The following is an 18,763-nucleotide window of genomic DNA, read 5'->3' as shown; positions in this document are numbered from 1 at the left end:
CTCCGGGGCATACGGTCTCGTTTCGTCGCTGAGTCGCGAGGAGACGGACTCGGTGATCGTGGGAGATCGAAACCGGGCGTCGCTACTCCTTGCCTTTCGCGATCGGCGCGCGGATGAGGTTGCCCCACTCGGTCCAGGAGCCGTCGTAGTTGTGGACGTCCTCGTAGCCGAGCAGTTCGGAGAGGGCGAACCACGCGATCGCCGAGCGCTCGCCGACCCGGCAGTAGGTGACGACCGACTCGTCGCCGTCGATGCCCTCCTCGGCGTACAGCTCCTCGAGGTCGTCCGGTGGCAGAAATCGGCCGTCGTCGCGGAGGTTCGTCGGCACGGGGACGTTCGACGCGCCGGGGATGTGGCCGCCGCGCTGGGCGGTCTCGTCGAGTTCCGGCGGCGCGATGAGGTCACCGGTGAACTCCTCGGGCGATCGGACGTCGACCATCGGGAGGCCGGCCTCACGGGCCTTGTCGACGTCGTCCTTGTACGCGCGGATGCTCTCGAAGGGCCCTCGGGCCTCGTACTCCTGGGCCGAGAACTCCGGCTCCTCGTCGGTCAGCGGGTAGTCGTTTTCGATCCAGTAGTCCTTCCCGCCGTCTAAGACCCGGGCGTCCTCGTGGCCGTAGTATTTGAACTCCCAGTAGGCGAAGACGGCGAACCAGTTGGGGATGTGGCCGTCGCCGTAGAAGACGACCGTCGAGTCCTCGCTGATTCCGATCTCGCCGACGAGGTCTTCGAAGTCGTCCTTTTTGAGGATGTCGCGCTGGTCGGGATCGGAGAGGTCCTCGTCCCAGTTGAGGCCAATCGCGCCCGGGATGTGGCCCTCGTCGTACAGCGAGGGGAAGTCGTTGTCTGGCGGACTCGGGCTCTCGATCTCGACGAGTCGATACTCGGGATCGTCGGACTGGAACTCCTCGAGGTGGTCCTCGACCCAGTCAGCCGAGACGAGTACGTCGGTGTCGTAGTCGGACATACACGATACTGTTGGTCAGACAACGGGATAAAGCTACCAGCGAGGGTAAATCTGGACCGTGCCTGTGACGCCGATTGGCGGCGTCTATCGGTTCAGATCGCCGCTTTGCCGACGATACGCCGACCGGCCGGTCCGGACGGTCCGTCTCGCCCCGTCGACAGCCCCGGCAACGTTCGCCACGTTCCGATCGATGCGTCCGAGGGCGGGTCGATCACGCTCGAGCGGCGTTCGGACGGATCGACATACCTAACCCCTCGGCTCGGCGAGCGGGCGTATGCGACTCGCACGACTTGCGACTCCGGAGGGGCCGGTTGCCGGGCGGTACGAAGACGGCGTCGTCTACGCCGACGACGGTCGCTACGAGGTCGGCCGGGACGGCCACCTCCTCCCGCCGTGTGAGCCCTCGGCGCTTTACTGCGTCGGACGTAACTACGCGGCGACGCTCGAGCAGATGGAATACGAACGACCCGAGGAACCCGACTTCTTCATCAAACCCCCGACCGCACTCGTTGGTCACGACCGACCGATTCCCTACCCCGACTTCACGGACGAGCTGACCTACGCGGGCGAGCTGGCGGCCGTGATCGACGAGCGCTGTCGCGACCTCGAGCCCGAAGACGTCCCCGAGGTCGTCCGGGGCTATACGATCCTGAACGACGTCGACGCGCTCGATCAGGTCGGTCGGACCGCCCGGAAGGCCTTCGACGGTGCCGCGCCGCTGGGGCCGTGGCTCGAGACCGACCTCGATCCGCGCGGGATCGAGATGTGGACCGACGTCGCCGGCGAGCGCCGCCAGGAGGCGAACACCGACCTGATGCTGTTCGGGCCGTACGAGCTGATCGCACATCTCTCCCGTCGGTTCACCTTCCGACCGGGCGACGTGATCGCCTTCGGCAGCCCCGAGAACCCCGGCCTGATCGAACCCGGCGACGACGTCGAGGTCACCTACGAGGGCGTCGGAACGCTTCGGAACGCCGTCGCCGATCGCTGACGGCGGCCGTCACCGGCTCGAGTCCGCCGCTTGAGCGTCCCGGTCGCGGATCCACGCGTCGGTGCCGTACTTGTCGGCGGCGAGTTCGCGTGCGGCCTCGAGTTCGTCTTCGCGCCAGTCGCCTTCCTCGGCGTTACACCACTCCCCGAGCGCGTCCGCGAGCGTCTCGACGGCGGTCTCGCGATCGATCGCTGCCTGTTCGCGGATGCTCGTCACCCGGTCGGTGAACGCCGCCGACGAGGTTTCGTGATCGGCGAAGACCCCGAGGTGGCGGGCGGGCTCGCGGGCGTAGCTGATCGAGCCGTGCTGGATGACGACGTCGCGCTGGCGGTACTGGGCGTTACCGCTGAGCTTTTTCGCACGCCCGTCGCTGGCTGGAGCCACGACGTCGTGGGCCGGATGAACGTCCCGGAGGTAACAGGAGGGCTCGAGGATCGCCGCCCGTTCCGTGGCCGCGAAGCCGGCGTCGACGCCCATCGTCTCGAGGGCTGCGAGGATCGGCTCACAGAACAGCCGGTAACAGTCCATCAGGTCGCTGGGGACGTCCTCGGCGGGCGCGACGATCGTGTACGAGATGTCCGCGTACGCGTCGTGGTAGATGCCGCCGCCGCCCGTCTGGCGTCGTGTGACGTCGATCCCCGCTCGCTCACAGAACGTCCAGTCGACCGCGTCGGCATCGGTCCGGTAGCCGAGCGAGAGCGTGCTCGGCTCCCAGGAGAAGACCCGAACTGTCCGGACCCCCTCCGCGAGTGCCGTCTCGCCAGCGACCTCCTCGAGTGCCATCTGGGTCGGCCCGTCGCGGGCGTCGTCCCGGACCAGTCGCCACTCCCGGCCTGCAACGTCGGTCATACTCGAGGTCTCGTCGGCGAGCGAGTTAGCGATTACGACGACGCGGTGTCCCCGCTCGGACTGTTGCAGGATGTTGTTGACGCCGTATCTGTCCGGCTACTTTATGCGGATTGCTGTACCGACGCCTCGGTACACCCGCAGAACGGTCGCGAGTGCGCCGGTGAAGACGTACAACGGTCCGTCTCAGCGGCCACGGAACGTGATGCCGAGGTGAGAACCGAGGCCCCGAACCCCGTCGGCGTTTTTCGCCGGACAGATCCGGGCAGCCACGTCTCGAGTGCGTTCGGACCGTCACCGCCACCGACGAGAACCCTTAAGCGGGTGGAATCGGCACATGCGAGTATGGCGATCGAGACAATTTTACTTGCAGTTGGGCCGATGGATACGGCGCGTGCGGACGACCTCGCCGAGACGGCCCTCGAACTCGCCGAGCCGCTCGATGCGACCGTGGTGATCGGACACGCGTTCACGACCGAGGAGTACGAGGACTTCCGTGAGAACCTCGGGTTCGAGGCCCGGGCCGAGGACGTCGATCCCGACGAGGTCGCCGCCCGTCGTCCGCCGGTCGGGGATCTACAATCGAGACTCGAGGAGGCAGGTGTCGACACCGCGATCCGGGGAAAACGCGGCGACGTCGACGAGGCCGTCGTCGAACTCGCGAGAGACGTCGACGCGGATCGGCTGATTCTCGCCGGCCAGCGGGGGTCGCCAGCACAGCGGGCTGTCCTCGGTTCGGTGTCCAAAGAGATCATCCTTTCTGCGCCGTGTTCGGTCACGTACTTCCGCGATCTGGACGTCATGGAGTGACGGCCGCGCCGACTCGAGGTCGGTGTAACTCGGCGTTGTCTCCGGTCTCGAAGCTTCCGGCCGTTCGGACTGTGTTCGATATACGGACCGCTGTGAGTCACACGTCTTTCCTCGTGTGCTCCTGCCGGTAGCTCGCCCTGGAATTCCATATAGCTATATTTGGTTTATCTTGGTCATCACCCGTCACGACGTTTTTACGTGCACGCCGGCTACGGAGGATATGGTGCGGAACGTCGCCGGCCTGTTGCCGGAACTCGAGACGGAAGACTTCTACTTGCTGTCGGGGATCGAACAGGGGATGCGCTTCTCCGAGTGGGTCCAACGCGAGAAACTCCCCACGTTTTCGGGACTGACTCCCGAGGAGGTCGAGTACCGCCTCGAGCGTTGTCTCAAACGCGGGCTGATCGAGAAAAAGACGATCCAGTACGAAGGCTACACCCTCGCGTTCGAAGGCTACGACGCGCTCGCGTTGCACACGCTCGTCGAACGCGATACGATCTCCGAGTTCGGATCCTCGCTCGGGGTCGGCAAGGAAAGCGACGTCTACGAGGTCCGGTCGTACAAACCGCTCGCGTTGAAGTACCATCGCGAGGGGTACACGAACTTTCGGGAGGTACACAAAGAACGGGACTACACGGCGGACAGAGATCACGTCTCCTGGATGTACACCGCCCGGAAGGCCGCCGAACGCGAGTACGAGACCCTCGAGACGCTGTATCCCGACGTGTCGGTACCACGGCCGATCGACCAGAACCGTCACGCGATCGTCATGGAGAAGATGGACGGCGTCGAACTCTCGCGAGCGACGTTCGAGGACGATCAGGTCCTCGGCGTCCTCGAGTTACTGCTTCGCGAACTCGCGCGAGCACACGAATCGAGGTACGTCCACGCGGACATGAGTGAGTACAACGTCTTCGTGAGCGAAGACGGCGTCACGATCTTCGACTGGCCCCAGGCCGTCCCGACCGACCACGAAAACGCCGCGGAGTTCCTTCGCCGTGACGTCACGAACCTGATCGGCTACTTCCGTCGAAAGTATCCCCAGGTGGTGCCCGAGATCGACACAGCGACTGTCGCGAACGCGATCGAAGCGGGCTCGTTCGAATCGCTCGAGGCGGATGCGATCTGACGAAGGCGCTGTTGAGCGTCATCGGCCGGATCTGATTCGGATTTCGGCCACCGGTAAACCACATTCAGATATATAGAACGGTCCCGCAGTGCTGTCGTGTCCCGTTCCGGGTGACGGTCGACAGACGTCCGTCACGAGGTCGGTTCGAAGCGCTTATACTCGAGAGTTGGATACGTTCGGATAACTCGCTGGTCGGCGGGCACCAGCGGGCACCTGTTCGGAACTACCACAGGTCGGGATGTGATCCACGGACGGATTGAACCAGCAAGCCCGCAGGTGATACGATGGCACGAAGCTTCTACTCTCACATCAAGGAGGCATGGAAGAACCCCGACGACGGGAAGCTCGGGGAACTGCAGTGGCAACGAAAACAGGAGTGGCGCAAGCAGGGCGCAATCGAGCGAATCGACCGCCCGACGCGACTCGATAAGGCCCGCGAACTGGGCTACAAGGCAAAGCAAGGCATCGTCGTCGCTCGCGTCTCGGTCCGGAAAGGCACCGCGCGCAAAGAGCGGTTCACGGCCGGTCGACGCTCGAAGCGACAGGGCGTCAACCGCATCGGTCGCCGGAAGAACATCCAGCGCATCGGTGAGGAACGCGTCACCCGAAAGTACCCCAACCTGCGGGTGCTAAACAGCTACTGGGTCGGCGAGGACGGCAGTCAGAAGTGGTTCGAAGTGATTCTCGTGGATCCGAACCACCCCGCTATCCAGAACGACGACGACCTGAACTGGATCTGTGACGACGCCCACGAGAACCGTGCGCTGCGCGGGCTCACCAGCGCCGGCAAGAAAAACCGCGGGCTCGATACCCGCGGTAAGGGTGCCGAGAAGGTTCGCCCGAGCAACACGGGCGGACAGGGTCGCGCGAAGTAACGAATATCGATTCGACGTCCGATTTTTCGCCGACGCGTCGACGTCGGAGACGACCGAAGTGATCGTTCCTGCCGCCGACTCGAGCGTGCGACTGCCGAGTTCCGATCGCGAACCGACAACCTGTGCCCAGTCGTGGCTCGACCGAGGTGACTAGATACTTATTTCCCGACGACAATAGCCGGACCATGGCAGAACACGTCCTCGTCCCGGTCGACGAGTCGGAGCAGTCGATGCAAGCCCTCGAGTTCGCCCTCGAGGAGTACCCGGACGCGACGATTACGGCTTTCCACGTCATCGATCCGGCCGACTTCTATGCGGCGACCGGGATCGAGGGGGGCGCGATGGCGAACTACGAACAGATCCGCGAAAACCACGAGCAGCGAGCCGAAAACCTCCTCGGGGACGTCCGCGACCGGGCGGACGAGAAGGGCGTCGAGATCGAAACGGAGCACGTAATCGGCGGCGTCTCCCGATCGATCATCGAGTACGCCGAGGAAGCGGACGTCGACCACGTCGCCATCGGCAGCCACGGACGAACAGGTGCCAGCCGGATCCTGCTGGGTAGTGTCGCGGAGAAAGTCGCTCGTCGCTCGCCGGTGCCGGTGACGATCGTGCGGTGATCGGTCCGAGTGCGGTACGCGAACCGACCGACAGTCGGGAAGGCGGTACGCTTACACCTGAAAGGTTTGGACTCATCGGCTCGAGCTACGAACCGTCGCGTATGCAGTACGACGACTTCATCGGCGAGGTCCAACACCGAGCACAGCTCGATTCCCGCGAGGCGGCGCTGAATATCACCCGGGCGACGCTTCTGACCCTCTCCGAACGCGTCCAGCCCGGCGACGCGGACAACCTCGGCGCGCAGCTTCCCGAAGAGATCGGGCGGTTCCTCGAGACGGTCGACGACGTCGAACGGTTCGGGATGGACGAGTATCTGTTCGAGATCGCCGACAGCGAGGGAGCGCCGGCCTGAACCGCCCCCGTCGACGACCGATCACAGCTTGAGGGCCATCATCACTTCGTCGACGTAGTGACCGTTGAGCTTGTAGTGGTCCTCCCGGACCGCTTCGGTCTCCCAGCCATGTGACTCGAGGAAGGCGATCGCCTCCTTGTTCGTCGAGGGAACGCTGTTGTACACTTTCTCGTAGCCGTTCGAGCTGGCCCACTCGAGCCCGCGCGAGAGCAGGTGTGAGCCGATGCCGTGGCCGCGATACTCCTCTAAGACGCCGACGGTGAGCTCGGCAGTGTGGCTTAGTTTGTCGAGTTCGGGACTGTGGAGGTGAACCCAGCCGACGACCTCGTCGCTGACCGTCGCGACGAAGAACATCCGCGATTCGACCTCGTTGTACCGCAACAGTGCGTCCTCGTGGTCGATCTCGTCGGCGACGCTCTCGGCGACGATGTACGTCCGCTCTCTGGCGACCTGTCGAATGGCACCGACGATGCCCGAGAGGTCGTCCTGTCTGGCCGGTCGGATGTGAAACTCGAGGTCCTCTTTTCTGTACTCCTCTTCGGCTCCAGCGTCGATCGTGACCTGGAGGGTTCCGTTCCGGTTTTCGAGGCGACCGTCCCGTTTGAGGATCGCGATGTGATGGCGCGCCCCGCCCGGATCGAGATTCAACTGTTTCCGAATCTCATCGGGCTCGACCGCCCCGTGTCGTTCGACGTACTCGTAGATTCGCTTTCGGTCCTCGTGACCGAACTCGAGATCCTCGGTGAATGGCATGGGCTGCGGTAGCACTTCCCTATATTTAACTGTTGGCTGTGAGCCGTCCGCGTTCGGAACGGAACCGACGGATTGATAGCCGGGTCGACGAATCCGGCGGACGAATGATCGGATCGGACCTGATCGTCGCTGCCCCCGTTCTCGCGTTCGCCGTCGTGGTCGGATTGATCGTACACGAACACGCCCACGCGTTCGTCCTCGAACTCGCCGGCGTCGAGTACACGCTCGAGTACGTTCCCGACCGATCCGACGGCGTCGTCGCCGCGCTCGCGAGCACGCCGTGGGCGCGGGTCGAACCGCGGCCGACCGGCCACGAGTCGCCGTGGGTGCTCCGGATCGCGGCGCTGATGCCGCTTGCACTCGCCGTGCCGGTGCTCGCACTCGGCGTCGGCGGCCACCTTCCGGGGGCGGACGATCCCGTCGCGACGGCGGCCGTCGTCGGCTGGCTCGGCTGTGCCCTGCCGAGCCCGCAGGACTTTTCGGTCGCGTTCTACGCCCACCGCGTCCTCGAGGACGTGGCTTAGATCGTCAGTCGTCGTCGGTCGGTGCTGTCACAGGTTCGACGCGTTCGCCACGCGGGCCCTCGAGGTCGACGTCCGGAAGCAGGTCCCGGAGGTACCGACCCGTATGCGAGTCCTCGAGGCGGGCGATCTCCTCGGGGGTGCCCGTCGCCACCACGTCGCCACCGTGTTCGCCGCCCTCGGGGCCGAGGTCGACGACGTGGTCGGCGTTTTTCACGAGATCGAGTTCGTGTTCGATGACGACGACGGTGTTGCCGTCGTCGACCAGCCGGTGGAGGACGTCGATGAGTTTGCGCTCGTCCTCGCTGTGGAGGCCGGTCGTGGGCTCGTCGAGCAGGTACAGCGTGTCGCCGGTGTCTTTCTTCCCCAGTTCTTCGGCGAGTTTGATCCGCTGGGCCTCCCCACCCGACAGCGTCGTCGATGGCTGGCCGAGTTTCATGTAATCCAGCCCGACGTCTTTGAGTAGCTGGAGCCGCCGGCGGATGCGACTCGAGGACTCGAAGAAGTCGTAAGCCTCCTCGACGGACATCTCGAGCACGTCGGCGATCGTCTTGTCCTTGTAGGTGACGTCGAGCGTGGCGTCGTTGTAGCGGGTGCCGTCACACTCCTCGCAGGGGACGTAGACGTCGGAGAGGAAGTTCATGTCGATCTTCACCGTCCCCTGGCCACCACACTCCTCACAGCGGCCGTCCGAGACGTTGAACGAGAACCGCCCCTTCTCGTAGCCCCGCTGTTTCGAGAGCTTGGTCTCGGCGAACAGCTCCCGGATGTAGTCGAAGACGCCGGTGTAGGTCGCGGGATTCGAACGGGGGGTCCGGCCGATCGGCGACTGGTCGATCAGCCGCACCGTCTCGATCTCCTCGATGCCCTCGATCGCGTCGTGGTCGCCTGGAATAACCGAGGTGTTGTCGTTCATCTCGCGAGCGAGTCCCTTGTACAGCACCTCGTGCATCAGGGTGGACTTGCCCGAGCCCGAGACGCCGGTGATCGCCGTGAAACAGCCGAGCGGGAGGTCGACGTCCAGATCGTCGAGGTTGTGCTGGCGGGCACCGAGCACCGTCAGTGCGCCGTCGGGGTCTCGCCGGTCGTCGGGCACCGGGATCTGTTTTCGCCCGGAGAGGTACTCGCCGGTGATCGACTCCTCACAGGCCTTGAGCTCCTCGACGGGACCGTTGACGACGACCTCGCCGCCGCGTTTGCCGGGGCCGGGACCCATGTCGATGACGTTGTCCGCGCGACGCATCGTTTCCTCGTCGTGTTCGACCACGATCAGGGTGTTGCCGAGGTCGCGCAGTTCCTCCAAGGTGTCGAGCAGCCGGTCGTTGTCCCGCTGGTGGAGCCCGATCGAGGGCTCGTCGAGGACGTACAGCACGCCGACGAGCCCGGAACCGATCTGCGTGGCGAGGCGAATGCGCTGGCTCTCACCACCGGAGAGCGTCGACGCCTCCCGATCGAGGGTGAGATACTCGAGGCCGACCTCGCACATGAACCCCAGCCGGGCGCGGATCTCTTTGAGAATCTCCTCGGCGATGACCTTCTCGCGTTCGGTCAGGTCGGCCTCCATCGACTCGAAGTGTTCCAGGGCGTCGCCGATGCTCATCGCGTTGACCGCGGTGATCGAGACGTCGTCGATAAGCACCGCGCGAGAGGCAGGTTTCAGCCGCGTGCCCTCACAGGCTGGACACTCCGTCACCGACATGTAGTCCTCGATGTGCTCGCGGGTGGAGTCCGAATCCGTCTCGAGGTAGCGCCGCTCCAAATTGGGGATGATCCCCTCGAAGCGCTTTTTCTTCCGGCGGGTGCCGTTTTTCGTCTGCCGTTTGAACACCACCTCCTCGTCGGTGCCGTAGAGAAACGCCTCCCGGATCTCCGGATCGACCGCCGAGAAGGGCGTCTCGAGGGAGACGTCGAAGTGGGCAGCGACGGCGTCCAGCCGGGTCCGGTAGTACGACCGGTTGTAGCTCCAGGGTTCGAAGACCTCCTTCAGGGGCTTTGATTCGTCCTGGATCACGAGACCCTCGTCGACCTCCTTGGTCTCGCCGAGTCCCTCGCACTCGGGACAGGCACCGTGGGGCGAGTTAAAGGAAAACGAGCGAGTCTCGACTTCGGGGACGTCGATGCCACAGTGGGTACACGCGAGGTCCTTCGAGAACTCGACGACGAGGCGGTCGTCGTCGCTCTCGCTCTCGTCGCCGAGTGCGCCCGTCGACCGGGCCTCCTCGCCGAGGTCGTCTGCGGCCTCCGCGGGCGGATCCGGCAGGATCACCTTCAGGATGCCCTCTCCCTCCGCGAGGGCGGTCTCGACGCTGTCGACGATGCGGGGCCGGTCCGCGGCACTGATCTTCACGCGGTCGACGATCACGTCGACGGTGTGGTCGTAGTTCTCGTCTAACTCGGGGTCGTCGACCGTCAGGTCGTAGGCCTCGTCGTCGACCTCGACGCGGGCGTATCCCTCCGAGACGAGTTCTTCGAACAGGTCCTCGAACGCTCCCTTCTGGTCGCGGACGACGGGGGCCGCGAGTTTCGCTTTCGTTCCCTCGGGGAGCTCGAACAGCCGTTCGACCATGTTCTGGGCCGACTGCTCGCCGACCTCGCGACCGCACTCCGGACAGTGTGGCGTCCCGACGCGGGCGTACAGCAGCCGGAGGTAGTCGTGTAGCTCCGTCACCGTCCCGACCGTCGAGCGAGGATTGTTGGCGGCGTTTTTCTGGTCGATCGAGATCGCCGGCGAGAGCCCCTCGACGGTCTCGACCTGGGGTTTGTCCATCTGGCCCAGGAAGTTCCGGGCGTACGCCGAGAGACTCTCGATGTACCGACGCTGGCCCTCGGCGTAGACGGTCTCGAACGCGAGCGAGGACTTCCCCGAGCCCGAGAGCCCGGTGACGACGGTGAGCTCCTCGCGAGGAATCGAGACGTCGAGGTCCTTCAGGTTGTGTTCCTGTGCACCTCGCACCTCGATGTGCTCCGTGCTCATCTAGACGCAGGCAACGACTGCAGCAATGAAGCGTTGTCGGTTGCGAGATTGCCTCGAGAACGCACGCCTGCTCCCGTCACCGGACGACTGTCACCGGGACGGATGCCCGACGAACGACGGTCTCGGCCACGCTTCCTAACAGGACCCGGGACAGGCCGTCACGGCCGTGACTTCCCATCACGACGTGGTCGACGTCCGCTTTCTCGGCGTACTCGACGATCGACCGCGCCGGCTTTCCCATGGCGGTCGCCGTCTCGATCTCGAGGTCGTACTCCGCGGCGAGTGACTGTGCGTCCTCGAGCGTCTCCTCGGCTCGCTTCTCGGCGTCGTGTTGGAGCTCGGCGTCGACCCACTTCGGCGTGAACTCTTCCGGTCCGGTGCGGCCGAGTTCGACCACGTAGAGGACCGTCACTTCGGGGTCTGCGTCCCGCTCGAGGACGTGACGGAGCGCTTCGGTCGCCTGTTCGGAGCCGTCGGTCGGAACCAGGTAGTGTGTCACGGTCGGCCGGACGCAGGCCGGGGGGAAATGTATTGTGGCGGTCCGTATCAGTCGGCGTTCGGATCCGGAACGACGACGACCGGGACGGGCGACGACCGTACGAGGTGATCGGTCGTGTTTCCTACGCTGGCCGGACGTCCTCGAGACCTTCGACCGACACAGAGCAAGTCGGCGTCGATCTCGTCGGCGTACGCGACGATCACCTCGGTCGGTCGGCCGCGGCGAAGTTCGACGGAGAGGTCGACGTCCCGATCGGGACGAGCGTCGTAGGCGTCGACGACGTCGTCGACGAGACGCTCGGCCGCACGGTTGAGTGCGTCGACCTCCGCGACGCCGAACCGTCTGGGGCTTCCAGATGGCTCGACGACGGTGAGGACGTGTACCGTCACCTCGAGGCCGTCGGCCAGCTCGATCGCGCTCTCGAGGACGACACGTGCCGTCTCGCTCCGATCGATCGCGACGAGGATCGCCTCGTACATGCCGGGTCCGAGAAACGGTACCAGCCCAGCCGCCTTAACGGTGGGCCCAACCGACGGCGTATCGCGTCGCGAGAGTGTTTTGATTTCCGTCCTCATTGCGGCCAAAGAACGTAATAGCGTCGGTAGGCTATGGTGTAGAAGATGGATCAGGATGACGGACGCCTCGGGGGTGGAATAGCTCCGAGTACGGCGTCGGCGTCGGACGGTCCGCTCGAGGACGGACCGATACCCGTCTGCTACCTCGACACCGACGACGGCGGCGACACCGCGGCGCAGACGGCGACGTGGCTCGAACGACGGCGCGGCCGTCTCTCGGTGACGGTCGAGACGGACGCGGGAGCCGCCATCGAGGCCGTCGAAGCCGGCAGCGTCGACTGTCTCGTCTTCGGGCCGACGATGGCGGCGGAGACGGTCCTGTCGCTGCTCGAGTCGGTTCGGAACCGGGCGTCACGCCTGCCGGTCGTCTGTTACACCGACGCCGACACCGACGAGTCGTTCGTTCGGGAGCTACTCGCCGTCGAGGGAGCCGACTGCGTTCGAACGGGAGGTGGCGGACGCGAGATTCTCGCCGCCCGGATCGTAAACGCCGCCGTTCGGTACCGGGCTCAGACGACGGCGACAGCCCTCGAGGCCCGTCGGCGGATCAGCCGGCGACTCACCCGCCACACGCTGCCGTCGACGATCGATCCGGGTCCGATCGCCGCCGACAACGACGGAAACGGGGTGGTGACGACGGTTCGGGAGGCGCTGCTCGAGTACGATCCCGTCGCCCGAATCGAGGTCGCGACCTACGACGAGACGACGGGAACGCTCGAGATGTTGACGACTGGCGGAACGGAGACGACCGACGACGGCTCGGTGCTCGAAGCCTGTCACGACGCGACCTGCGACGTCCTCGTCGATGCGATCCGAACGGATCGTCCGGTGACCGTCGAGGCCGGCGACGACGTGCGACGCGTCCCCGCCGGAATCGACCTCGAGGCGGACGACCGACTGACGGTTCACTCGACCGCAGTAGGCGAGCGCCGTCACGTCCTCGTTGCGGCGGTGACGACCGCACGGCGTGGCATCGGACCACCGTTTCTGTCGGAGCTCGGACCCGAGATCGCCCACGCGATATCCGCCATACGTCTGAAAGTCGACTGCAGACGGTTTCACAACGCGGTCGAACACGCCGGTCACGTCGTACTCATCACCGACGACGACGGAGAGATCGAGTACGTCAATCCGGCGTTCGAGTCGGTAACGGGGTACGAGCGCGAGGAAGCGATCGGACGGACGCCGTCGATACTCCAGTCCGGCGAACACGACGACTCGTTCTACGAGGACCTCTGGAAGACGATCCGTGCCGGCGAGGTCTGGCGAGGTGAGGTGATAAACGAGCGCAGGGACGGGACGCGGTACGTCATCAACCAGACCGTCGCACCGATCGAGGACGACCGTGGCGAGACCGTCGGCTTCGTCGGAATCAACCAGGACATCACCGACCGGAAACGTCGCGAACGGGATCTGGCCTTTCTCAAGCGAGCCGTCGACCAGGTCGGCATCGGTATCGGCACCTACGGAACAGACGGGGCGTTCGGATACGTCAACGACCGGTTCGCCGAACTGCTCGGGACGAGCGTCGACGAGCTCCGCGACCGTCACGTCGCCGACGTAACGCCGGCGCTCGATCGCAACGAGTTCGATCGCTACTGGGGCTCCTTCGAGGAGGGCGAGACCCGCGTCCAGGAGACGCGCTTGCGTCGGCTCGACACCGCCGAGGAGCTCCCCGTCGAGGCCGTCACCTCACACATCACGGTCGACGACGACCCGTACCAGGTCGGCACCGTCCGCGACATCACCGACCGGAAACGCCGCGAGCGGGAGTTGCGGCGGTTCCGCAGCGCCGTCGAACACGCCGGCCACGGCGTCATCATTACCGACCGGGACGGACGGATCGAGTACGTCAACGAGGCCTTCGAGGAGATGAGCGGCTACGCGGTCTCGGAGGCGGTCGGACGGACCCCAGCAATATTGAACTCCGGCGAACACGACGAGTCGTTCTACGAAGACCTCTGGGAGACGATCCTCGACGGCGACGTCTGGCGCGGCGAGATCGCCAACGAGCGTGCAGACGGCACCCGGTACGTCGTCGATCAGACGATCGCGCCCATCACCGACGACAGCGACGACGACCCGGTCGGATTCGTCGGAATCAACCAGGACATCACGGAACTGAAAAACTACGAGCGGGAACTCGAGCGACAGAACGAACGACTCGGCGAGTACGGTCGCATGGTCGCACACGACCTGCGAAATCCGCTGACCCTGCTCGAGGCCCAGCTCGAGCGGCTCCGAAGCCACCTCGACGCCGACCCGGACACCCCACTCGCGTCGATCGCACCCGCGATCCGATCCGACGTCGGTGAACTCGAAGAGATCGCCGAGTACATGCGTCGATTGATCGACGACCTGCTGTCGATGGCCGAGCAGGGTCGGCTCGTTCTCGAGGCCGAGGAGACCTCACTCGAGTCGGTCTCACGGGAGGCCTGGCGAGAGGTCGGCGACCGAGACGCCGAGTTAGTCGTCGAGGACGGTCGCGTCGAGGCAGATCCCGAACGGTTGCGGGGGTTGCTGTCGAATCTGTTTCGAAACAGCGTAGAGCACGGCTCTACGAGCAGTCGGTCACAGACCGACGACAGCGTGGAACACGGTTCCACGAGCAGTCGGCCACAGGCCGACGACAGCGTAGCGCACGGCTCTACGAACGGCGAGCCAGTTGGCGATCCGTCGGTCACCGTCCGTGCTGGCCCGCTCGCGTTCGACGACGGCTTCTTCGTCGCCGACGACGGCCCCGGCATCCCCGAGGACGAACGCGACCGGGTGCTCGAGCGAGGGTATACGACCGCCGAGGAGGGGACTGGCTTCGGCCTCGCGATCGTTTCCCGGATCGCCGACGCCCACGAGTGGGACCTCGACGTCACCGAGAGCGAAGACGGCGGCGCTCGGTTCGAGTTTCGCGAGCAGTCCTAGGACTCGAGAAACTCCTCGAGGTACGTGTGGCGACACGTCTCACAGAGGCGTTCGACCGTCGGCGGGTTGAGGTCGCCGAGGAAGTCCCGGCGGACGATCTCCGTGTGCGTGGACGTGGGGCCGAACTCGGCCCCACACCGGGTGCATTCATGTGTCGTCATACCATACCAATACGTACGCAGTGCTAGCTCATGAGCGTTTCCCGGCCGTCACTTCGCCGGCCGGCCGATCGTGTACAGAAACGTCGGCGTCGCGCCGTCGGCCCGAGGTTCGAAGAAGTCCGTGACGACGTCGTCGTAGAACGTCAACCCGGTGCCGCCGAGCGCCCGGTGGGCGTAGGTCGCGAGATAGAGCCGACCCGCCGCGAGCGACGCCTCGAGCTGGGCCAGCCGGTAGCCACGGTCGCCGAGCGCGTCAGTGACCGCCTCGAGGTCCGTCAGGAAGTACAGACAGACGGCGGCGTCGGCACCGAGGCGCTGATCGAGCGCGAGGTGACCTGCCTCCTGGCGACACTCGCCCCGACGGAGCCGCTCGAGCTGGGCCTCGTCCGGGTGGTAGTGGTAGGTTCCTGCCTCGAGTCCGTCGACGCCGTTGACCACGAGAAAGGGCTCGACGAACGACAGCGCCGGGGCGTCCTCGTCGCGGACGTCGAGCGGGGCGGCACGGATCGCCCGGTCGAGGATCGTCGAGAGCTTGCGAAACGAGATCGGTTCCCGGTCGTACTCCCGACAGGAGCCTCGCCTGACGATCGTGTTCGCGAGCGGCCGACTCGAGGCGGTCTCGCGGGAGACGGGTTCGAGGGAGACGGTGTCGCCGTCGCCCGGATTCCGAGTGCCGACGGGGGCCGCGTCCCTGGCCGTACGTCGCCACTCCTCGGCACGGTCGCCGTCGGCGAGGGTGCCGGCCCGCCAGGCCCGTTCGATGAGCGAGTACGTCTTCGGGTCCGGCGAGAGCGGGTCCGTCTCCGGATCGATAGGGTCGACATCCGGCTCGGCCGGAGCTGACTCGGCAACGCCGACCGGGACGAGTTCGAGCGGAGCTTCGTCGCTCGGATCGAGCCCGAGAAGGGAACCGACGGGATCGTCGGCGAAACCGAGCGTGACCGACGCGGGGAGCCCCCGGGAGTGAGCGACCGCGAGCAGGTTGGCGAGGATCGTCCCGGAGTCCCAGAAGGCGTGACGAAACGTCCGTTCGCCGTACTTCCAGGCGTTGCGCCACCACGTCGAGGTCGCCACGAACGTAACCGGCGCGTCGGCGACGCGGTCGTCCTCGCTTGCGGCCGCGAGCACGCCGCGGTAGTCGCCCCGCCGGAGGACGTCGAGTGACTCGGTTCGCGGATCGTAGTGGTAGACGCCGGCTTCGAGATCCTCGAGGTCGCCACAGACGGGGTAGAGGTCGACGTGATACAACGCCCCGGTACACGACGCAGCCCGGAACTCGACGGTTCGGTTCTCGAGTTCGATCTCTTTCGTGATCCCCGCGGCGTAGTGACAGAGCTCTCCGAGCGTCTCGCGGTCGAGTTCGTCGGCCTCGAGGTCGCCGAAGAGGTCACGCCCCGGCGGCGTCGGTCCGTCGACGGTTATCGCCTCGAGTGCGGGCGTCGTGGGACCGGACGGGTCGTCGGGAAGCTCCTCTCGGGACAGCTCGGCGTACTGCTTGTACGGCGTCGGCTTGTTCTCGAAGTCGAGTCGGCCGCCGCCGCGAACGTTCCGCGGGGCGTGTTTCGTCCGTTGGTGGTACTCGCGTGCGTCGACCATGCCTACGACTACCGCTCGAGGACGAAAAAACGGGCGGGGGATTTTTCTCGCCTCGGTGGGATACGCCGTCCGATGGACCTCGAGTCGATCCCGGGGGTCGGAAAGAAGACGGCACGGGCACTCGCCGACCTGGACGATCCCGAGCGGGCGCTTCGGGCGGGCGACGTCGCCGAGATCGCACAGGCTCCGGGAATCACGCAGGGACGTGCGGCACGCATCGCCCGCGGGGCGATCCGCCACGAACACGACGACCCCGGCGGCTTTCTCGCGACCGACCGGGCGCGAGAGATCTACCGCGAGCTGCTCGCGTTGCTCAAAGCGCGGACCGTCACCCACTACGGGGCCTGCCGGCTCGAGACGCTGTACCCGAGTTCCAGTCGATCGCGCATCGAGGAGGTGCGGTCGTTCGCCCGCGAGGCGATCGAGCGCGACCCCGACGAGGAGACTCTCACCGCACTCGAGGACGTCGAGCCGCTCGAGACGCCCGGCGACGTTCGGGTTCGGGACCGCTGTCTGGCGACGGCAGACGCCGAGCGATACAGCGAGGCTCGCGAGGCGGTCCCGGAACTCTCAATCGAGGTCGTCGAGGACGCCCGCGACCTCGCGGAACTCGCTCGCGGGTACGCGACCGTCATTGCGCTCGACGACTCCTTCGCCGGCATCGACGTCGACGGCGACGTTCAGGTCCGACCCGACGCCCTCGAGACGCCCGCCGAGATCGTCCCCGAACGAACGCTCTCGTTTTTCGCGCGCAACCGTGACTCGCTCCGTGCCGCGGCTGCGGTCCACCGGCGTGCCGACCTCGAGACGGAGTGTGACCTCGAGACGCTCGAGAGCTGTCTCGACCGACTCGCCGCCGACGGCACCGTCGCGGGCGACGACGAACTCGACCGACTGTCGACCGCCGTCGACGACCTCGAGGCAGCCGCCGCGAGTGCCGAAAGCGTCGCCAACGACCGGCTCAGGGAGGCGATCCGCGAGCAGGACGTCACGATCGAGGGCTCGGACCTGCTCTCGCTGGTCGAACGGGGTGCCGGCGTCGACTCGCTGCTCTCCCGGGAGCTCGCAGACGAGTACGCAGACGCCGTCGCAGCCGCCCGCGACCATCTGATCGACGCACTCGAACTCGATCCGGGCGAGGCCGAGATTGCCCGCCGGGCGTTCGGCGACGAACCCACGTTTCCCGTCGAGCGCGACGAGGCGGTGATTTCACGGCTGCGCGAGGAGCTTTCGGCGGCGAAAGAACGCCGCGCCGCCCGGCTCAAACGCGAACTCGCCGCCGACCTGGCCGATCAACGCGCGGGTGCGAGCCGACTCGTTCGGAACGCCCTCGAACTCGACGTCGAGTACGCGATCGCCCGTTTTGCGAGCGAGTTCGCGTGCACGATGCCGGTCTTTGACGACGATGTCGGCTTCGCTATCGAGGGCGGCCGGTCGCCGCTGCTCGAGGAGCCGCTCGAGGCGATCGATCCCGTCGACTACGAGGTCTCCGGCGTCACCTTGCTTTCGGGCGTCAACAGCGGTGGAAAGACCTCGACGCTCGATCTGATCGCGAGCGTCGTCGTGCTGGCGCACATGGGGCTGGCGGTGCCCGCCGAGAGCGCCCGGCTGCGACGCTTCGAAGACCTCCACTATCACGCCAAGAGTCAGGGCACCCTCGACGCCGGTGCCTTCGAGTCGACGGTCCGGGAATTTGCCGACCTGGCGGAGGGAGGCGAGGGGTCGCTCGTGCTCGTCGACGAACTCGAGAGCATCACCGAACCGGGCGCGAGCGCGAAGATCATCGCCGGCATCCTCGAAGCGCTCCACGAAAACGGCGCGGCGGCGGTGTTCGTCTCACACCTCGCAGGCGAAATCCGCGAGATGGCCGACGTCGCGGTCACCGTCGACGGCATCGAGGCAGTCGGGCTCGTCGACGGCGAACTCCGGGTCAACCGCTCGCCGGTCAACGATCACCTCGCCCGCTCGACGCCCGAGCTGATCGTCGAGAAACTCGCCGGTGAGGCGCGCGAGGGGTCCGGGGCCGGATCCGGATCGACGACTCGAGACGACGCCGCGTTCTACGATCGGCTGCTCGAGAAGTTCGAGTGACGTGGTCGGCGGAACCCGGGGGTATTCGCCTGCCAGCAGTTGCAAGTACAGTCCCTTCGTCGCTCGGTATCGTACATCACGCT

General features: G+C 65.8%; 17 protein-coding genes. 9 read left to right on the top strand and 8 right to left on the bottom strand.

Going from position 1 to position 18,763, the window contains the following annotated elements; translation table 11 throughout:
• Positions 1-82: 82 nt before the first annotated feature.
• Positions 83-967, bottom strand: a complete 885-nt coding sequence (locus QQ977_RS04745) for a sulfurtransferase (RefSeq protein WP_285927844.1) — start codon at positions 965-967, stop codon at positions 83-85.
• Positions 968-1,241: 274 nt separating this feature from the next.
• On the opposite strand from QQ977_RS04745, the gene QQ977_RS04740 reads away from it, so the two are divergent.
• Entirely contained in the window at positions 1,242-1,958 is a 717-nt protein-coding gene (locus tag QQ977_RS04740; RefSeq protein ID WP_285927842.1) for a fumarylacetoacetate hydrolase family protein, read from the top strand.
• 9 nt (positions 1,959-1,967) lie between these two features.
• Here QQ977_RS04740 and QQ977_RS04735 read toward each other — a convergent pair whose 3' ends face one another.
• Entirely contained in the window at positions 1,968-2,807 is an 840-nt protein-coding gene (locus QQ977_RS04735) for a lipoate--protein ligase family protein (RefSeq protein ID WP_285927840.1), read from the bottom strand.
• A gap of 342 nt (positions 2,808-3,149) precedes the next feature.
• On the opposite strand from QQ977_RS04735, the gene QQ977_RS04730 reads away from it, so the two are divergent.
• The 5 genes from QQ977_RS04730 to QQ977_RS04710 all read left to right on the top strand — a co-directional run bounded on the left by QQ977_RS04730 (position 3,150) and on the right by QQ977_RS04710 (position 6,591).
• Entirely contained in the window at positions 3,150-3,614 is a 465-nt protein-coding gene (locus QQ977_RS04730; protein WP_285927839.1) for a universal stress protein, read from the top strand.
• Between the two features lie 220 nt (positions 3,615-3,834).
• Positions 3,835-4,743: a serine/threonine-protein kinase RIO2 gene (locus QQ977_RS04725; protein ID WP_285927838.1), complete on the top strand. Its 909-nt coding sequence runs from the start codon at positions 3,835-3,837 to the stop codon at positions 4,741-4,743.
• Between the two features lie 284 nt (positions 4,744-5,027).
• Positions 5,028-5,618, top strand: coding sequence for a 50S ribosomal protein L15e (locus QQ977_RS04720; protein WP_285927836.1), 591 nt, complete (start codon positions 5,028-5,030; stop codon positions 5,616-5,618).
• A gap of 185 nt (positions 5,619-5,803) precedes the next feature.
• The gene (locus QQ977_RS04715) at positions 5,804-6,238 is read left to right on the top strand and encodes a universal stress protein (protein ID WP_285927834.1); all 435 of its coding nucleotides are present in this window, start codon (positions 5,804-5,806) and stop codon (positions 6,236-6,238) included.
• Between the two features lie 101 nt (positions 6,239-6,339).
• The gene (locus QQ977_RS04710; protein WP_285927833.1) at positions 6,340-6,591 is read left to right on the top strand and encodes a DUF2267 domain-containing protein; all 252 of its coding nucleotides are present in this window, start codon (positions 6,340-6,342) and stop codon (positions 6,589-6,591) included.
• Between the two features lie 21 nt (positions 6,592-6,612).
• Here the strand turns inward: QQ977_RS04710 and QQ977_RS04705 are convergent, their stop codons facing one another.
• Entirely contained in the window at positions 6,613-7,344 is a 732-nt protein-coding gene (locus QQ977_RS04705) for a bifunctional helix-turn-helix transcriptional regulator/GNAT family N-acetyltransferase (protein ID WP_285927832.1), read from the bottom strand.
• A 104-nt stretch (positions 7,345-7,448) separates the two neighbouring features.
• Here QQ977_RS04705 and QQ977_RS04700 point away from each other — a divergent pair, with 104 nt between their 5' ends.
• Complete coding sequence (locus QQ977_RS04700) at positions 7,449-7,868, top strand: hypothetical protein (protein ID WP_285927831.1); 420 nt, start codon at positions 7,449-7,451, stop codon at positions 7,866-7,868.
• Positions 7,869-7,872: 4 nt separating this feature from the next.
• Here the strand turns inward: QQ977_RS04700 and uvrA are convergent, their stop codons facing one another.
• The 3 genes from uvrA to QQ977_RS04685 all read right to left on the bottom strand — a co-directional run bounded on the left by uvrA (position 7,873) and on the right by QQ977_RS04685 (position 11,817).
• Complete coding sequence (gene uvrA, locus QQ977_RS04695) at positions 7,873-10,839, bottom strand: excinuclease ABC subunit UvrA (RefSeq protein WP_285927830.1); 2,967 nt, start codon at positions 10,837-10,839, stop codon at positions 7,873-7,875.
• Positions 10,840-10,915: 76 nt separating this feature from the next.
• Entirely contained in the window at positions 10,916-11,338 is a 423-nt protein-coding gene (locus tag QQ977_RS04690) for a universal stress protein (protein WP_285927828.1), read from the bottom strand.
• Positions 11,339-11,385: 47 nt separating this feature from the next.
• Entirely contained in the window at positions 11,386-11,817 is a 432-nt protein-coding gene (locus QQ977_RS04685) for a universal stress protein (protein ID WP_285927826.1), read from the bottom strand.
• 141 nt (positions 11,818-11,958) lie between these two features.
• Between QQ977_RS04685 and QQ977_RS04680 the strand changes: the two genes are divergently transcribed.
• Positions 11,959-14,832 (top strand): PAS domain-containing sensor histidine kinase, encoded by a 2,874-nt coding sequence (locus QQ977_RS04680; protein ID WP_285927825.1) that lies wholly within the window; start codon positions 11,959-11,961, stop codon positions 14,830-14,832.
• Here the strand turns inward: QQ977_RS04680 and QQ977_RS04675 are convergent.
• Positions 14,829-14,993 carry a hypothetical protein gene (locus QQ977_RS04675; RefSeq protein WP_285927824.1) on the bottom strand — a complete coding sequence of 55 codons (165 nt, stop codon included), beginning with the start codon at positions 14,991-14,993 and terminating at the stop codon, positions 14,829-14,831. The two genes, QQ977_RS04680 and QQ977_RS04675, sit on opposite strands and share 4 nt — an antisense overlap.
• 48 nt (positions 14,994-15,041) lie before the next feature.
• Complete coding sequence (locus tag QQ977_RS04670) at positions 15,042-16,589, bottom strand: SagB/ThcOx family dehydrogenase (RefSeq protein WP_285927823.1); 1,548 nt, start codon at positions 16,587-16,589, stop codon at positions 15,042-15,044.
• A 72-nt stretch (positions 16,590-16,661) separates the two neighbouring features.
• On the opposite strand from QQ977_RS04670, the gene QQ977_RS04665 reads away from it, so the two are divergent.
• On the top strand, positions 16,662-18,680 hold the full coding sequence (locus QQ977_RS04665; RefSeq protein WP_285927822.1) for a MutS-related protein: 2,019 nt from the start codon (positions 16,662-16,664) through the stop codon (positions 18,678-18,680).
• Positions 18,681-18,763 lie beyond the last annotated feature (83 nt).

This window comes from Natrialbaceae archaeon AArc-T1-2 (assembly GCF_030273315.1).
Taxonomy (GTDB): domain Archaea; phylum Halobacteriota; class Halobacteria; order Halobacteriales; family Natrialbaceae; genus Tc-Br11-E2g1.
The sequence above is the reverse complement of the archived record's forward strand: the minus strand, read 5'-3'. Positions and strand labels throughout refer to the sequence as shown.

Excerpts from the sequence above, each read along its gene's own strand:
- QQ977_RS04745 (WP_285927844.1), bottom strand. The coding sequence starts at position 967 with ATGTCCGACTACGACACCGACGTACTCGTCTCGGCTGACTGGGTCGAG.
- QQ977_RS04740 (WP_285927842.1), top strand. The coding sequence starts at position 1,242 with ATGCGACTCGCACGACTTGCGACTCCGGAGGGGCCGGTTGCCGGGCGG.
- QQ977_RS04735 (WP_285927840.1), bottom strand. The coding sequence starts at position 2,807 with ATGACCGACGTTGCAGGCCGGGAGTGGCGACTGGTCCGGGACGACGCC.
- QQ977_RS04730 (WP_285927839.1), top strand. The coding sequence starts at position 3,150 with ATGGCGATCGAGACAATTTTACTTGCAGTTGGGCCGATGGATACGGCG.
- QQ977_RS04725 (WP_285927838.1), top strand. The coding sequence starts at position 3,835 with ATGGTGCGGAACGTCGCCGGCCTGTTGCCGGAACTCGAGACGGAAGAC.
- QQ977_RS04720 (WP_285927836.1), top strand. The coding sequence starts at position 5,028 with ATGGCACGAAGCTTCTACTCTCACATCAAGGAGGCATGGAAGAACCCC.
- QQ977_RS04715 (WP_285927834.1), top strand. The coding sequence starts at position 5,804 with ATGGCAGAACACGTCCTCGTCCCGGTCGACGAGTCGGAGCAGTCGATG.
- QQ977_RS04710 (WP_285927833.1), top strand. The coding sequence starts at position 6,340 with ATGCAGTACGACGACTTCATCGGCGAGGTCCAACACCGAGCACAGCTC.
- QQ977_RS04705 (WP_285927832.1), bottom strand. The coding sequence starts at position 7,344 with ATGCCATTCACCGAGGATCTCGAGTTCGGTCACGAGGACCGAAAGCGA.
- QQ977_RS04700 (WP_285927831.1), top strand. The coding sequence starts at position 7,449 with ATGATCGGATCGGACCTGATCGTCGCTGCCCCCGTTCTCGCGTTCGCC.
- uvrA (WP_285927830.1), bottom strand. The coding sequence starts at position 10,839 with ATGAGCACGGAGCACATCGAGGTGCGAGGTGCACAGGAACACAACCTG.
- QQ977_RS04685 (WP_285927826.1), bottom strand. The coding sequence starts at position 11,817 with ATGTACGAGGCGATCCTCGTCGCGATCGATCGGAGCGAGACGGCACGT.
- QQ977_RS04680 (WP_285927825.1), top strand. The coding sequence starts at position 11,959 with ATGGATCAGGATGACGGACGCCTCGGGGGTGGAATAGCTCCGAGTACG.
- QQ977_RS04675 (WP_285927824.1), bottom strand. The coding sequence starts at position 14,993 with ATGACGACACATGAATGCACCCGGTGTGGGGCCGAGTTCGGCCCCACG.
- QQ977_RS04670 (WP_285927823.1), bottom strand. The coding sequence starts at position 16,589 with ATGGTCGACGCACGCGAGTACCACCAACGGACGAAACACGCCCCGCGG.
- QQ977_RS04665 (WP_285927822.1), top strand. The coding sequence starts at position 16,662 with ATGGACCTCGAGTCGATCCCGGGGGTCGGAAAGAAGACGGCACGGGCA.